Here is a 15,460-nt window from a genome sequence, read left to right on the forward strand (position 1 = left end):
CTCCCGCACCACGAACCAGGGACCAGGACCAATGGCCACTCTTCTTCGCATGCCAGAACCGGCGGCCGGTGCCACCAGCGCCGTCGTGTCGGAATGGCCGATCGCCGAGAACTCCCCCTACTCCGTCAGCACCGCCATCGTCGTCATCGAGACGGCGAAGGCGTCCATCGAGATCGAGGCGGAGAGCGACGGCGTCCTGCTCAAGCGACTCGTCCCCGCCGGGACCGAGGTCGACGTCGGCACGCCCATCGCCCTGCTCGGCGCGCCCGGGGAACCGCCGGAGAACATCGAGGACCTCCTCGCCGGACTCGGCGTCACCAAACCCACCGCAGAGCCCGCCACGGAGCCCGCCACGGAATCCGCCGCAGAACCGGACGCCCCCCCGGCGCAGCCCACCGCCGTGAACGGGCACCCCGTACCGGAGGAACCGGGCACGCCGCAGCGGGTCTACGCCAGCCCGCTCGCCCGGCGGCTGGCCCGCCAGGGCGGTCTGGCGATCGACCGGATTCCCGGAACCGGACCGGCCGGCCGGATCCTGCGGCGAGACGTCGAGGAGGCACTGGCCCGCGCGAGCGAGCCCACCCCCACCCCCGCCCCCGCGCCTGTCGCGGCTCCGGAGGCCGGGGACCACGAGGACATCCCGCACAGCAGGATCCGCCGCGCCATCGCCACCCGCCTGGTGGAGAGCAAGCAGACCACGCCGCACTTCTACGTCAGGGGAACCGCCCGCGCCGAAGGGCTGCTGGCCGTCCGGGCGCAGCTCAACCAGCCGGGATCACCCAAGATCTCGGTCAACGACCTGGTGGTCAAGGCGGTCGCCCGTGCCCACAGGCTCGTCCCCGAGATGAACGTGATCTGGACCCCGGAGGCCGTCCGCCGCTTCACGCAGGTGGACGTGGCGGTCGCCGTGGCCACCGACACCGGCCTGGTGACCCCGGTGCTCCGCGCGGTCGACACCATGCCGATCAGCGTGGTCGCGGAGACCACCCGCCGCCACGCCGACAGCGCCCGTACCGGCCGCCTGCGCCAGGGTGACCTGGAAGGCGGCACCGTCGCCGTCACCAACCTGGGCATGTACGGCACCGAGGAGTTCACCGCGATCATCAACCCGCCGCACTCCTCGATCCTGTCGGTCGGTGCCGTCCGCACCGAGCCCGTCGTGGAGAACGACGTGGTCGTCCCCGGCGCCACGATCCGTTTCGTCCTCTCGATCGACCATCGCCCGATCGACGGCACGGTCGCGGCCCGTTGGATGGGCGAATTCCTGTCCTTGATCGAGAATCCGGTCCGCATCCTCGCCTGAAGGGGCCGGGATGCGAGTGGCGATTTTTCGCGCCGCCCCGTCCCGGCCCAGCCGCCACCTGCCGACGAGGATTCAGCGCCGTGAACCCATGAGGTCACGCTTCACGGCGCCAGGCCGACCGGCTCGGTGCGGTCCTCTCGTGCGGAATCCAAGCCCCGGCGGTTTTCCGGGCCGGGCCGGTCGGGCGCCGGGCGCGGGCCCCGGTCCTGGCGTCGGAGTTGCAGGACGACGACGCAGGACAGCACAAGCGCGCCGCCGGCGAGCTGCACCGGGGTCAGGGATTCGCCGAGGACGAGCGCGGCCAGTGCGGCGGTGACCACGGGCTCGAAGGTGGACAGGATGGCGGCGGCCGACGGGCCGATGCGCTTGAGCCCGGCGAAGAAGGTCAGCATCGCCACGACGGTGGAGACCACGGCGATGGCGGCGAGCCAGAACCATCCCGACGCCCCGAAGCCGAGGTCGACGCCGCCGGTGAGCAGGGTACGGGCGGTGAGGGTGCCGGCCGCGCCGGTCATCACCAGCGCGGACAGCACCACGGGCGCCAGCCGGTGCACAACGGTGTCGGCGACGAGGATGTAGACGGTGTACGTGACCGCGGAGGCGAAGGCGAGCAGCGCCCCGAGCGGGTGGAAGCTCATGCCGCCGGCGCCGAGCAGGACCAGCAGTGTTCCGCCCGAGGCGGCCGCGAGCGCGGCTGCGCGCGCGAGGGTGAGCCGGTCACGGCCGAGCAGCACCGCCGTCACGGTGACCATGACCGGGTAGGTGTAGAGGATCAGGGCCAGCAGCGAGGCGTCCATCAGCCGCAGCGCGGAGAAGAACAGGCTCGCCTGCGTGGCGTACCCGATGGCGCCCAGGCCGACGGCGATCAACAGTACCCGGCCGCGCGTCATCGCCGGCCGGCCGCTCGCCCGCTGCCGGGGAGGACCGGAGGCGGCGCGGCGCAGTCCCGGCCGCACCAGCACGACGATCCCGAGCAGGACGGCGGCGAGGGTGAAGCGCACCAGCAGCAGCGCCTCGGGCGAGACGCCGGCGTCGTAGGCGAGTTTGCCGAAAATCGCCATCGCGCCGAAGCAGGCCGCGGACAGAAGACATAGTGCTGCACCCATGCGTACCAGGATCGAGGTCCCGACTCATTGGGTCCAGCGATGATTTCTGGAGGTGAATCGTTAGGATTCTCGCATGATCGAGCTGGATCTTCGGCGGTTGCGCTTCCTGCGGGAGTTCGAGGAGCGCGGCACCCTGGCCGCGGTCGCGGCGGCTCTGGGCTACAGCCCGTCCACGGTCTCCCAGCAGCTCGCCCTGCTGGAGAAGGAGGTCGGTGCCCGGCTGCTCGACAAAGCCGGTCGGGGTGTGCGGCTCACCGACGCCGGACAGCTGCTCGTCCAGCACGCACGGGTGCTGCTGTCGGCCGCCGAAGCGGCGGAAGCGGACCTGGCCGGCCTCGGCGGCGACATCCGGGGCACCGTCCGCGCCGGCGGTCTGCAGTCGGCCGCCCGCCGTCTCCTCATCCCGGCACTGGCCCGTATGAAGGCCGGCCACCCGCGGGTCCGTGTGGAGATCTTCGAGCTGGAACTCGAACAGTCCCTGCCGGGCCTGCGCCTCGGCACGGTCGACCTCGTCATCGGCGACGAGTACGACAGCCACCCCCGCCCGCGCCCGGCCGGCCTGCGCTTCACGCCCCTGCTCGAAGAGCCGCTGAAAATCGTGCTCCCGGCCGCGCACCCACTCGCCCTGCCCGGCGGACCCGTCCCGGTCACCGGCCTGCGATCCGACATCTGGACCGCCTCCGCCGAGGGCACCGGCCACCACGCCATGGTCATCGGGACCTGCCGCACCCTCGGTGGCTACGAACCGGACCTGCGCCACCGCTCCAACGACGCCGACGTCCAGCTCGAACTCGTCCGCGCCGCGGCGGCCGTCGCCCTGCTGCCGGCCCTGACCCTGCCCGGCCACGACCCCGCGCTCGCGTTCAGGGACATCGCAGAAACCACCCTCGAACGCCGCCTGGTCGCCGCCACCCGGGACACGCCCCCCGCTCCCGCACTCAGCGCCCTCCTGACAGCCGTGACGGACCAGGTGCACAGGCTCGACCTGTGGCAGCCTTCCAGACCACCCGCCCGGCGTTCCTGACGATCGACCTTCAGCCCGCGACGCCTTTCTCCCCTGCTCCGGCCACCCACCGTTGACGCCCCGCGGCGCGGCCGCCGGCCAGCAGCAGTGCGGCGACGGCGGCGACGAGCCCGACGGCGATGACCGGCGCGAGCGCCGCGAAGCCGAAGGCGGCCGCGACCTCGCCGAACATCGGCGGGCCGAGCAGCGAGCCGAGGCTGCCCGCCTGGGCGACCAGGCCGCTGCCGACGTCGGCGTGGTCGAGCCGCTCCAGGATCAGTGGCAGGGCGGCGAAGACGAGGGCGGCGAGGAACCCGTTGGCGAGCGAGAGCGTCCCGGCGCCCGCGAGCACGCCGGCGAGCGGGCCGCCGCCGTAGACGAGCCAGGCGGCGGGCACGGCGAGCAGGCCGAACAGCGCGAGGACGCCGACCCGGGTGCCGCGACGCAGCAGCATGCCGACGAGCAGCCCGCCGACCGCGCTGAGCAGCGAGATCACCGAGGTGCTCGCGCCGGCGGCGGCGGCCGAGTTGTCGTGCTGCTCGATGAGGAGCGTGGGAAGCAGCACGATCACCGGGATGGTCACCAGCGCGGTCAGGCAGAACGAGAAGGCCAGCACGCCCGGCCATCGCAGCGCACGCAGCCGGGGGACGGGCCCGGCGGCGGCTCGCGGACCCGCCCCGGTGCGGGGCAGCCGCAGTTGCAGGACCACCGCCATGAGAAGGGTGAGAGCGGCGAGCAGGCCGATCCAGCCGCGCCAGCCGAAGGCGTCGCCGGCCGCGCCGCCGACGAGCGTGCTGGCGAACAGGCCCACGGACACGAACGTGGCCCAGACCGACAGGGCGGCGCTGCGGTCGCGTTCGTCGGCCAGGCGCAGGACGAGCACCGGCCCGGCGATGGTGACCAGCAGGTAGCCGAAGCCCTCGGCGACGCGGGCGACGAGCAGCCAGGCGAAGTCGCCGGCCAGGACGCTCGCCGCGCCCGCCACGGCGATCAGCGCAAGGCCGTACACCAGCGCCCCCCGCGCGCCGACGCGGCGCATCAGGTAGCCGCCGGGCAGGCCGAAGGCTGCGCCGACGCCGACGACCGCCGAGATGACCCAGCCCAGCTGGGACAACGACAGCGACAGCTGGCCGGTCACCGCCGGCCCGACGGGGGCGAACTTGCCCAGGCTCATCGCGGCGACGACGCCGCCGAGGTAGACGACGCCGATGGTCGCCCACGTCGAGCGCCGCCCGGGCTGCACGGGCGCGTCCGGGGCCGGCTCAGACTTCACACGCTCTCTCCTTCACACGACGTCGCGGCGGCTCAATGCTCGTCGTGCCCTCGTGTGCTGGTCAACTCGGCGCGGCCTGTACGGCGACGCGGCACGGGCCGGCGTCACGGCCGCGTCGCGTTCGTGGCGAGGATGCCGATTCCGGTCTCGGTGACGTTGACGGCGCCGGCCGACAGCAGGACGTCGATCGTCTCGGGCACGTCCCGGCTCGGCAGCACGCCCTGCAGGACGACCATGTTCTCGTCGCCCAGCTCCGCCCCGGCCCGCCACGAGCGCCCCGGCATGGCCGAGGTGACCTGCGGCAGGCACTCGGCGGGGGCGCGGACGGTGAGCAGCACGTTCGCCGGGCCGACCCAGGCGCCGCGCAGCAGCCGGGCGACCTTCCCGATGACGGCGCGTCGCCTCTCGTCGGCGTAGGCGGCGGGGTTGGCGACGAGCTGGGCGCCGCAGGTGCGGATCGTCTCGATGACGCGCAGGTTGTTCTGCCGCAGGGAGTGTCCCGTCTCCACGACGTCGATCATCACGTCGGCCAGCTCGGGGATCTTGGCCTCGGTGGCGCCGTAGGAGACGACCACCTCGGCGCGCCGTCCGGCGTGCTGGAAGAATCGGCGGCCGATGTTGGGGTACTCGGTGGCGACGCGGACACCGTCGGCGAGGTCGGCCACGCTGGTCGCCGGGTGGTCGGCGGGCACGGCGAGGACGAGCCGCCATGGCCTCTCGGTGTTGCGGGAGTAGTCGAACGACTCGACCACCTCGACCTCGGCGCCGGTCTCCTCGACCCAGTCCGCGCCGGTGAGCCCCACGTCGAACGAGCCGTTCTGGACGACGAGCGGGATCTCGCGCGGCTTGTAGAACGCGACCTGCGCGGTGCCCGCGTACTCGATGGTGCCCCGGTAGGAGCGCTCAAAGGGTCGTCGTACGTCGAGACCGGCGGCCGCGAAGAGTTCCAGCGCCCGCCGTTCCAGGGATCCCGTCGGCAGAGCAAGCGAGATCATGCTTCCTCCTCCGCGCGTCAGATGTGTAACAGCCGGTCGATACCGGTGATCGGCGGCGTCGCCAGGTCGGCGGGGCGCACCTCGATCTCGCCGACGACGAGGTCGGTGGGCCAGGAGTCGACGATGCTGCCGACGCAGCGGGCGATCGAGCGGGTGCTCATCTTGTAGGGGTCGGTGTCGCCGTCGAGGTTGGCGATGGCGCCGGGCGAGACGAGACAGGCGCGTACGCCGTTGCGCCGCTCCTCCAGCAGCAGCGTCTCCACCAGCGCCTTCAGCCCGGCCTTGGTCGCGCTGTAGGCGGCCCCGCCCTCGAAGTAGCGGGTGCCCGCGTGGCTGCCCATCGCGACGAAGACGCCGCGGCGGGCTCGCAGCGCCGGCAGCGCGGCCTGAACGAGGTGGAAGCAGGCGCTGAGGTTGATCGCCACCAGGCGTTCCCAGTCGGCCTCGCGCAGGTCGGCGATCGGGTCCAGGACCCGGTCGACGGCGTTGGACACGCAGACGTCCAGCCGTCCGGTCGCGGCCAGGACGTCGGCGACGGCCCATCTGATCTCCGCGGGCCGCGACACGTCGCAGCGCCGTTCGCCGAGCCAGTCCGCGCCGGCGAGGGAGCGGTTCAGGGAGAAGACGCGAAACCCGCGCCCGCGCAACTCCTCGGCGATGGCCCGGCCGCTGCCCCGGTTGGTGCCGGTGATCAGCGCCACCCGGCCGTCATCTGATGACATCGAGGATGCGACTCCACTGGTTGACGATCTCGTCGGCGTCGACGCCGTCACGGAACAGGTCCTTGTCCAGCGGGGACCCGTCCTCGTGCCGCAGGCGCATGCAGTCCTGTGAGATCTCGGAGATGACGGTGAGGCCGCCTTCGGCGGTGACGCCGAAGATGAGGCACATGTCCCAGAGGTCCACGGGGTGCAGCCAGGAGCGCAGTGTCTCGTTGACGGCCAGGGCGCGCTCGCGCATCTCCTCGACGGGCAGTCCGAGGACGCGCAGGTAGTCCTCGCCGATCGGCTGGTCCTCGGGGTCGATTCGGTAGTCGAACTTCACGACCGGGCGCGGCAGTGGCGCACCGTCCTCGAACAGGCCGGGGTACTTGCGGGTGGTTGACCCGGTGGCCCGGTTCTTCACGATGACCTCGAAGGGCGGGGCCGGGCAGTAGTCGGCGAGGTAGGAGTCGGGGCCGACCCGCTCACGGAACGCGCACGCCACCCCCGCCGCCTCGATCCGGGCCGCAGCTTTTTCATAAAAAGCCAGCCGTAACGGCCCGGTACGCTCCACCATTTCGTCGCGCTGGTATGTGAAACTGCGCAGGCTGGGGACTATCTGCACCAGACATCGGCCCTCGGGCAGCCGCCACAGCCGTTTACTGCGCCCGACGATATCCGGCTGTACCGTTCCGGGTATTTCGGAGATCGGAATTCGCCGACTCGATCCGTGGTCCACATCGCCTCCATATCGGAGTTCGGCTCGACCCACCGCTTCGACCGTCGCACCCTTATCCAGGCGTTGTAAACCTAGAAGAAGGTTCACTTGACCCTGCTCGCAGGCCGCCGCTACGGTCTCGGAAATTAAGCCCTCGATCTTATTCACGGTTTCCGGAGAGGAGGAAGATCTTGTCGAAAAACGAGCGAATAGCTCACTCGAAGATCACTCGTAAGTTTCGGTCCGAAGGACGCCAACTCCTGTTCACGCAGGGGCAGGGCGGTGAGGTTTCGGATGCGAACGGGATGACGTACATCGACTTCGTCATGGGATACGGACCGGTGATAATCGGCCACTCGGACGAACTCTTCAATGAAATTCTGTGCGGCTATCTCGGTAACGGCGTGATGATGCCGGGCTACACGACCTTCCACGCGGAGTACTTGGAACGGCTGCTCGGCGAGCGGACCGGGGACCGCGGCGCGTTCTTCAAAACCGCCTCCGAGGCCGTCACCGCGACCCTGCGGCTGGCCGCGATGCGCAACGGCCGGCTGGGAGTGCTGCGCAGCGGTTACATCGGCTGGCATGACGCGCAGATCGCCAACTCCCTGAAGTGGCACGAGCCGCTGCACTCGCCGCTGCGCGGGAAACCGCGCTACACCGAGGCGATGCGCGGCATCGGCGAGAGCGAGCCCGCGGTGAACTGGGTGGACCTGCGGCTGGAGTCGCTGGCGGAGATCCTGGAGCGCTACCGGGACCGGCTGGGCTGTTTCGTCTTCGACGCCTACCTGGCCTCGTTCACCACCCCCGAGGTGCTGCGGCAGGCCGTCGCGATGTGCCGGGACGCCGGTCTGCTCACCGTCTTCGACGAGACCAAGACCGGTGGCCGTATCTCGCCGCTCGGCTACGACCACGACCACGCCATCGGCTCGGACCTCATCGTGATCGGCAAGGCGCTGGCCAACGGGGCGCCGCTGAGCCTGGTGGTGGGTGAGGCCGAACTGCTGGCCGACGCCGAACGGGCCCGGCTCAGCGGTACGTTCTCCAAGGAGATGATCGCCGTGTACGCGGCGCTGGCGACCCGCGACATCTTGGACAAGCCCATCGGTGACGCGCCGGACGGCTGGGCCGAGATCGGCCGGATCGGCACACGGGTGGCGGCCGTCCTGACCGCGGCGGCCGAGGACGCCGGTGTGGCGGCCCTGGTCGGTGCACGCCCCGTTCTCGGCGGCGGGATGTTCGAGCTGGTCTACCACGATGAGGCGCTGCTGGGTGACAAGGTGCGGCGTGAGGCGCTGCTCGCCGCGCTCACCGGCGCCGGCATCCTGCTCCTCGAAGGGCACCCGTCGTTCGTCAGCCTGGCACACCGGCAGATCGACCCCGATGAGCTGCGCGGCCGGGCGCGCCGAGCCTTCGAGCGGTGGAGCACGAACGTGGAGGCCGGCCGTGACTGACCGCCCGCGCCTCGCCCTGGTCGGCTGCGGCCGGCAGATGAGCCAGAATCTCCTGCCGTTCCTCCAGCGCGTACGCGGTCACCGGATCGTGGCCTGCGTCGACCCCGACCTGTCCTTGGCCAAGGAACTGCAGCAGGAGTCCGGGGCCGCGCTCTGCGCCGACTCGATCGAGGCGCTCGACCTGGACACCGTGGACGCGGCCGTCATCGCGGTGCCGCCCGAGCCGTCGTACCGGCTGACCCGCCGGCTGGTGGAGGGCGGCGTCGACTGCTTCGTGGAGAAGCCCGCCGGGCCCTCGACGCCCGCGTTGCAGGATCTGCACCACGTCGTGGACCGCAGCGGCCGCAACGTCCAGGTGGGCTTCAACTTCCGCTACGCCGAGACGCTGCGGCGGCTGCACGAACTGAGCCGCGACGCCCGGGCGACCTCGTGCTCGGTGACGATCGACTTCTACAGCCGCCATCCCTCGGCCCCGCAGTGGGGGGTGGACACCACGCTGGAGGCGTGGATCCGGCACAACGGGGTGCACGCCCTGGACCTGGCCCGCTGGTTCACCCCCTCCCCCGTCGTCCAGGTCAACGCGCACGTCATCCCGGGCGAGGACGACCGCTTCCAGGTGAACGTGTTCCTCCGGCACCGCGACGGGTCCCTGTCGACGTTGCGGATGGGCAACCACGTCAAGCGGTTCCTGGTGGGCGTCATGGTGCAGGGGATGGACGGCAGCCGCTACAGCGCGCCGTCCCTGGAGCGGGTGACCCTCGATCTGGCCGACGGCCTGCCGCTGGGCCAGGAGCTGTACGGCACGAAGAACCTCGATCACGGCTGGGACCGGAGCGGCTTCGGGCCGGAACTGGAGGCGTTCGTGGCATCCTGCGGGAACGACGCCCCCCGTGCGGGTGACACGCCGTCGATCGCCGACGCGCTCGCCGCCTCCGTGCTGGCCGACCAGGTGATGGAGGAGATCGACCGGGACGGTAAGAACGGCCTGGGACACCTGCCGGACGCGGCCCGCGCCTCGGTGTAGGTGAGCCGTTGACCAGGGAGGGGGCCATGGACCGGACGCGACCGGCGGGCCGGGCCGGGCGAGCACGGCAGGTCGCGTCGCCGGCCGTACTCGGGTGGATCGCCACCCGGCTGCGCGTGCACCGGCCGCTGCTGGTGGTGTTCACCGTGGCGGCGGTGGCGGCGAACGTGTGCACGACGCTGGTGCCGGTCCAGATCGGCGCGGCGTTCGCCGAGGCGACCGGCGAGCGTGCCGACCCCGGCGTGCTGGCCGCCGCGGCGGTCGCCACCGCGCTGCTGGCGGCCGGCCGGTTCGCCGCCGACCTGCTCTCGCACGGCTCGATGGAGGTCCTCGCCCAGCGGGTCAAACGCGACGTGCGCGACGAGCTGTACCGCAGTCTGCTGGCCAAGCGCATGTCCTTTCACGACCAGCAGCGCATCGGCGACATCCTGGCCCGCGCCATCAACGACGCGCGGCTCGTCGACTACATGTTCAGCCCAGGGGTGTCCACCGCGTTCAACGCGCTGCTCGCCCTGGTGGTGCCGATCGTGTTCATCGCCTCGCTGAACCCCCAGCTCCTGCTCGCCCCCGGCGCACTGGTCGTGGTGTTCGCGGTCGCGCTGCGCCGGCACCTGCGGCGGCTGCAACCACTGACGATGCGCATCCGGGAGACGTTCGCCGACCTGAACGAGCGCTTCTCCACCACGTTGACCGGCATCGCCACCGTGAAGGCGGCCACCCAGGAGGAGCACGAGCGGCTCGCGTTCCGGCGGGCCGCCGCCGCCTACCGGGACGCCTTCGTGCGGCGCGGCCGGGCGCAGGCCGTCTACCTGCCCGCGCTCAGCTTCGCCGTCGCGATGGCCGTCGGCGCCCTGCACTCCCTGTACCTGTACGGCCAGGGCGAGCTGGCGCTCGCGCAGGTCGTCACCTACCTGGGCTGGCTGGTGGCGCTGGCGCAGCCGGTCACCTTGTCGGAGCAGGCCGTGCCGGTCGTCCAGGAGGGGCTGGCCGCCGCCGCCCGGATGCGGCAGATCATCGACGGGCCCGGCGACCTCGAGGAGACCACCGGCGTCACGACGGCCGTCGGGGGCGCGATCACCTTCGACCGGGTGACCCTGCGCCACGACGGCAAGGACGTCCTGAGCGAGGTGTCCTTCCACCTGCCCGCCGGGCGCACGCTCGCCGTCGTCGGCCCCACCGGCAGCGGCAAGAGCATGCTGCTGAAACTCGTCGCGCGCATGTACGACGCCGACGAGGGGCGGGTGCTGATCGACGGCCGGGACGTACGCGACTGGGAGCCGGGCGCGCTGCGCCGTCAGATCGGCCACGTGGACCAGGAGATCTTCCTGTTCTCCAAGAGCGTGCTGGACAACGTCGCCTTCGGCGCACCCGCGGGGGCCGCGGAAGAGGACGTCAAGCGCGTCGCCAAACTGGCCTGCGCCGACGACTTCGTCCAGGAGATGGAGCACGGCTACGCCACCGTCCTGAACGAGGGCGGCACGACGCTGTCCGGTGGTCAGCGGCAAAGGCTGGCCATCGCCCGGGCGCTGCTCACCGACCCGCGTGTCCTCACCCTGGACGACGCGACGAGTGCGATCGACGCGCGTACGGAGGCGACCATCACCGAGGCGATCGAGCGGGCGACCGCCGGCCGCACCACCGTGCTGGTCTCGCACCGTCCGGGCCAGATCCGGCGCGCGGACCTCATCGTGCTGCTGGACGCCGGGCGCGTCGTCGACCTCGGCGGGCACGACGAGCTGATGGCACGCTGCGCGCTCTACCGGGAGATCTACAGTGACTGACCTGTTCGCGGGCCTGCACGCCGACGCCTACGACCGCGTGTACGGCAACCGCCGGCTCCTGGTGCGCATCCTGGCCTATCTGCGCGCCCGGCGCGGCACGATGCTGGGCTGCGCGGTCCTTGTCGTGGGGTCGGCCCTGCTGACCGCCTCGGTGCCCGTCGTCATCGCGCGGCTGATCGACGAGGTCGGCGGCGGGGCGGGGCTGGGCCTGTGGCTGGGTCTGTTCGTCGTCGCCGCCGCGGTGCTGGCGTGGGCGATGAACTGGGCGCGCCAGGCAGTCACCGCCCGGCTGGTCGGCGACGTGGTCTACCGGCTGCAGTGCGAGGCCGCCGACGCCGCGCTGGACAAGGACGTCGCCTTCCACGACGACAACTCCGTCGGGCGGGTGCTCAGCCGGGTCACCGGCGACACCGAGGGCTTCGGCTCGGTGATGACGCTCACCTTGAACCTGCTCAGCCAGTCGCTGCTGGTCCTGCTGCTCGGCGGCGTGGTGTTCTGGACCGACCCGGGCCTGGGGCTGATCATCGTGGCCGCGTTGCCGTTCCTGCTGGGGGCGGCGCTGGCCTTCCGCCGGATCGCCCGCACGGCGGCGGCCGCCACCCGGCGGGTGATGGCGAAGGTCAACGCCAACGTCCACGAGTCGATGATGGGCATCGCCGTCGCCAAGAGCTTCGGCCGCGAACAGACCGTCTACGACGACTTCGACGACGTCAACCGGCTGTCGTACCGGGTGTACGTGCGCCAGGGGCTCATCTACGCGGTCATCCTGCCGGTGCTGACCCTGCTGGCGGGGCTGGCGACGGCCGTCGTGCTCTACCAGGGCGGGCGTTTCGCGATGCTCGGCCGGCTCTCGCCCGGCGAGTGGTACTTCGCGCTGCAGGCGCTCGGCATGCTGTGGCAGCCGGTCACCCAGGCGGCGGCGTTCTGGAGCCTGTTCCAGCAGGGGCTGGCCGCCGCGGAACGGGTGTTCGCGCTGATCGACGAGCGGGGATCGGTCGTGCGGGGAGGGAGCGAGCCGGTGTCGCGCCTGAACGGTGAGATCGAGGCGCGCGGCCTGCGTTTCGGCTACGGCTCCGGCGGCCCCGTCTTCGACGGGCTGGACCTGCGGATCGCCGCGCGCGAGACGGTGGCGATCGTCGGGCGCACCGGGGGCGGCAAGTCCACCCTCGTCAAGATCATCGCCCGTGCGTACGACTTCCAGGGCGGCGAGCTGCTCGTCGACGGCCGCGACGTCCGCGCCCTGGACCTGACGGCCTACCGGCGGCGCGTCGGCGTCGTCCCGCAGCACCCGTTCGTGTTCGCCGGCACGCTGGCGGAGAACATCGCCTACGGCCGTCCCGGAGCCGGTCCGGCCGACGTCGAGCGCGCCGTCGACCGGATCGGGCGCCGGGTGTGGAGGCGCAGCATGCCGATGGCGCCGCACGAGCGGCTCGCCGACGGCGGCCGGGGGGTGTCGGTCGGGCAGCGGCAGCTCATCGCCGTGGCGCGGATGTTCGTGCGCGAGCCCGACATCGTGCTCCTGGACGAGCCGACCGCCAGTGTCGACCCCCTCACCGAGAGGGGCATCCAGAACGCGCTGGCGCGGCTGTTCGCCGGCCGGACCGTCCTGGTCATCGCGCACCGGCTGTCGACCATCCGGCGGGCCGACCGGATCCTCGTCCTGGACGAGGGCAGGATCGTCGAGGACGGCTCCTTCGACGAGCTGCTGCGCCGTGACGGGCCGTTCGCCGCCTTGTACGCCACCTACTACGCCCACCAGGAGACGGCATGAGCAGCCCGCCGCCGGAACGCTGCGCGCCGCACCCGCGGGAGTTCGACACGATCCAGCGGAGGGCCTCGGCCGAGGGCGTGCGCTGTGTGGTGGGAGCCGTCCTGGTCAACCCGCGCGGCGAGGTGTTCCTGCAGCGCCGCGCCCCGCATGTGCGGCTGTTCCCCGGCTGCTGGGACATCGTCGGCGGGCACGTGGAGGCCGGCGAGACGCTGTGCGCGGCGCTCGCCCGCGAGATCGCCGAGGAGACCGGCTGGCATCTTGAGCGGGTCGGCGACCTGGTCAAGGTGTTCGACTGGGAGGGCGGCGACGGCACCCGGCGGCGCGAGATCGACGTGCTCGCCACCGTCACCGGAGACCTGGAACGGCCCCGCGTCGAACACGACAAATTCGTCGAGGCCGGCTGGCTGGACGCGGCGCGGCTGCGCGTCCTGGCCGCCGGCGGCGAGGAGACCGGCATGGTCGATCTGGCTCTGCGCGCCCTCGCCATGCGCTCCCCCGCCGGCAACACCCCGCCTACCTGGAGACGCTGATCACATGATCTCGCTCGCGCTGCCCAAGGGGTCCGCTCTGGAGCGGCCGGTCCTGGACCTGTTCACCGCGGCCGGGCTCGGCGTGCGCCGGACGTCTGGACGCAGCTACCGGGCGAGCATCGAGTACGGCGGCCCGATCCAGGTCGTCTTCTTCAAGCCGCGGGAGATCCCGCTGGTCCTGCAGGACGGGGCCTTCGACGTCGGCGTCGCCGGCACCGACTGGATCGAGGAGACCGGCGCCAAGGTCGAGGTCGTCGAGGCGGTGGCGGCGGGCCGTCCGTGGCGCATGGTGCTGGCCGTACCGGCCGAGACATCGGCGGGGCCCGCGGGCCTGCCACCCGGCGCCCGGGTGGCCACCGAGTTCCCCGGCATCGGCCGGCGCTATCTGCGCGGCCGGGGGTCGGCGGCCGAGGTGGTGCACTCCTACGGCGCCAGCCAGGCCAAGATCCCCGAGCTCGCGGACGCCGTCATCGAGGTGCTCGAACCGGGCGCGTCCCTCGCGCCGGGCCTGCGGGTCCTCGACACGGTGCGCACCTGCGCGCCGCGGCTCATCGCCGGGCCGCACGCGTGGCGGGACGCCGGCAAACGCGCCCGGATCGAGAAGGTGGCGCTGCTTTTGGGCTCGGTGCGGGCGGGGGCGGCGCACGTGCTGCTGACGGTGCGCACGTCGGCGCGCGAGTTGCCGCGCGTCGCGCCCGCGCTGCCGCCGCGCTCATGGCGCGTCGGTGACCTGTCCGAGGAGGGGGCTGTGGTGGTGCAGGGGCTGGCGGCACGGCGTGGCGTGGCCGAGACCATCGACGCCATCCTGGCCGCGGGCGCGGCCGACGTCGTGGTGTCCGCGGTCGGCCGGGTCGTGACCCGTCGGCAGCGGTCTTCGTCGCGGGAGCCGTGCCGGCCGTGAGCAGCGTGCCGCCCGTGGAACGCCGAATGATCGTCTGCGACCTGGACGGCACGCTGCTCGACTCGCGCGGCGAGCTGTCCGAGCGCACCCGGGCGGCCGTGCGCCGCGTCCGGGCGGCCGGGCATGTGTTCGTCATCGCGACGGCGCGGCCGGTCCGCGACACCCGGCACGTGGCCGCGGCCCTCAACGACAGCGGCGACAGCGGCGACAGCGGCGACAGCGGCGACAGCGGCGACACAGCCGGCGCGAACAGCGCGGTCTGCGGCAACGGCTCCGTCGTCTACGACTTCGCCCGGGACGAGGTGGTCGATCACCACCCGTTCGCCGAGGCGGACGTGACCAGGGCGCTGACGGCGCTGCGCGACCGCTTTCCCGGCATCCGGCTGGGCGCCGAGTGTCATCTGGAGCTGTTGCTGGAGGACGCCTTCGAGCTGGCCCCCGCGCTGGCCCGCGACGCCCGTCGGGTGGCGAGGCTGGAGGAGGCGATCGACTGGCACGGCGTCGGCAAGATCGTGGTCCAGCTGGAGGGGGCGGCCCGCGGGTACTACGAGAGCGTGGGCACGCTGCTGCCCGGGTGCGAGGTCACCGTGTCGGCGGACGTGTTCTGCGAGGTGACCCGCGCCGGAGTGACGAAGGCGGCCGCCCTGGAGGCGATGGCCGACCGGCTCGGCTTCGGCCGCGCGGGGGTGATCGCCTTTGGCGACATGCCCAACGACCTGCCGATGCTGACCTGGTCGGGGACGGCGGTCGCGGTCGCCAACGCCCATCCGGCGGTGCTCGCCGCGGCCCATGAGATGACCGCGTCCAACGACGAGGACGGCGTCGCCGTATGGCTGGAGCGGTTATCAGAGAAGCATTGACACTTGTCTGATGAGTGCTCATTCTGGTCAAAGCCCCGGT

Annotated in this window: 14 protein-coding genes; 9 read left to right on the plus strand and 5 right to left on the minus strand. The window is 72.1% G+C overall.

From position 1 onward, the window contains the following. Positions 1–49: 49 nt before the first annotated feature. Positions 50–1,303: a dihydrolipoamide acetyltransferase family protein gene (locus AB0B90_RS19200; protein ID WP_362923767.1), complete on the plus strand. Its 1,254-nt coding sequence runs from the start codon at positions 50–52 to the stop codon at positions 1,301–1,303. Positions 1,304–1,404: 101 nt separating this feature from the next. On the opposite strand, the gene AB0B90_RS19205 is transcribed toward AB0B90_RS19200, so the two are convergent. Next, positions 1,405–2,409 (minus strand): DMT family transporter, encoded by a 1,005-nt coding sequence (locus AB0B90_RS19205; protein WP_362923769.1) that lies wholly within the window; start codon positions 2,407–2,409, stop codon positions 1,405–1,407. A gap of 73 nt (positions 2,410–2,482) precedes the next feature. Between AB0B90_RS19205 and AB0B90_RS19210 the strand changes: the two genes are divergently transcribed. Further along, complete coding sequence (locus tag AB0B90_RS19210; protein WP_350949639.1) at positions 2,483–3,433, plus strand: LysR substrate-binding domain-containing protein; 951 nt, start codon at positions 2,483–2,485, stop codon at positions 3,431–3,433. A 10-nt stretch (positions 3,434–3,443) separates the two neighbouring features. Here the strand turns inward: AB0B90_RS19210 and AB0B90_RS19215 are convergent, their stop codons facing one another. The 4 genes from AB0B90_RS19215 to AB0B90_RS19230 all read right to left on the minus strand — a co-directional run bounded on the left by AB0B90_RS19215 (position 3,444) and on the right by AB0B90_RS19230 (position 7,267). After that, positions 3,444–4,685, minus strand: a complete 1,242-nt coding sequence (locus tag AB0B90_RS19215) for an MFS transporter (protein ID WP_350949638.1) — start codon at positions 4,683–4,685, stop codon at positions 3,444–3,446. A gap of 104 nt (positions 4,686–4,789) precedes the next feature. After that, entirely contained in the window at positions 4,790–5,680 is an 891-nt protein-coding gene (hisG, locus tag AB0B90_RS19220; RefSeq protein ID WP_350949637.1) for an ATP phosphoribosyltransferase, read from the minus strand. 17 nt (positions 5,681–5,697) lie between these two features. Continuing rightward, on the minus strand, positions 5,698–6,402 hold the full coding sequence (locus AB0B90_RS19225) for an SDR family NAD(P)-dependent oxidoreductase (protein WP_350949636.1): 705 nt from the start codon (positions 6,400–6,402) through the stop codon (positions 5,698–5,700). Further along, complete coding sequence (locus AB0B90_RS19230) at positions 6,389–7,267, minus strand: phosphoribosylaminoimidazolesuccinocarboxamide synthase (RefSeq protein WP_362923772.1); 879 nt, start codon at positions 7,265–7,267, stop codon at positions 6,389–6,391. The genes AB0B90_RS19225 and AB0B90_RS19230 overlap by 14 nt, the downstream gene beginning before the upstream one ends. A gap of 23 nt (positions 7,268–7,290) precedes the next feature. On the opposite strand from AB0B90_RS19230, the gene AB0B90_RS19235 reads away from it, so the two are divergent. The 7 genes from AB0B90_RS19235 to AB0B90_RS19265 are packed head-to-tail and all read left to right on the plus strand — an operon-like array spanning position 7,291 to position 15,420. Then, positions 7,291–8,553, plus strand: coding sequence for an aminotransferase class III-fold pyridoxal phosphate-dependent enzyme (locus AB0B90_RS19235; protein WP_350949634.1), 1,263 nt, complete (start codon positions 7,291–7,293; stop codon positions 8,551–8,553). Then, entirely contained in the window at positions 8,546–9,577 is a 1,032-nt protein-coding gene (locus tag AB0B90_RS19240) for a Gfo/Idh/MocA family oxidoreductase (RefSeq protein WP_350949633.1), read from the plus strand. Before AB0B90_RS19235 ends, AB0B90_RS19240 begins: the two co-directional genes overlap by 8 nt. 26 nt (positions 9,578–9,603) lie before the next feature. Next, positions 9,604–11,358 carry an ABC transporter ATP-binding protein gene (locus AB0B90_RS19245; protein WP_362923774.1) on the plus strand — a complete coding sequence of 585 codons (1,755 nt, stop codon included), beginning with the start codon at positions 9,604–9,606 and terminating at the stop codon, positions 11,356–11,358. Further along, on the plus strand, positions 11,351–13,129 hold the full coding sequence (locus AB0B90_RS19250; RefSeq protein WP_362923776.1) for an ABC transporter ATP-binding protein: 1,779 nt from the start codon (positions 11,351–11,353) through the stop codon (positions 13,127–13,129). The genes AB0B90_RS19245 and AB0B90_RS19250 overlap by 8 nt, the downstream gene beginning before the upstream one ends. After that, positions 13,126–13,659: an NUDIX domain-containing protein gene (locus tag AB0B90_RS19255; protein WP_350949630.1), complete on the plus strand. Its 534-nt coding sequence runs from the start codon at positions 13,126–13,128 to the stop codon at positions 13,657–13,659. Before AB0B90_RS19250 ends, AB0B90_RS19255 begins: the two co-directional genes overlap by 4 nt. Before the next feature lie 4 nt (positions 13,660–13,663). Further along, positions 13,664–14,560 (plus strand): ATP phosphoribosyltransferase, encoded by an 897-nt coding sequence (gene hisG / locus AB0B90_RS19260; protein ID WP_350949629.1) that lies wholly within the window; start codon positions 13,664–13,666, stop codon positions 14,558–14,560. 14 nt (positions 14,561–14,574) lie between these two features. After that, positions 14,575–15,420 (plus strand): HAD family hydrolase, encoded by an 846-nt coding sequence (locus tag AB0B90_RS19265; RefSeq protein WP_362923778.1) that lies wholly within the window; start codon positions 14,575–14,577, stop codon positions 15,418–15,420. Positions 15,421–15,460: the final 40 nt, after the last annotated feature.

Source organism: Streptosporangium sp. NPDC049078 (genome assembly GCF_040648855.1).
In the GTDB taxonomy this organism is placed as follows: Bacteria; Actinomycetota; Actinomycetes; order Streptosporangiales; family Streptosporangiaceae; genus Streptosporangium.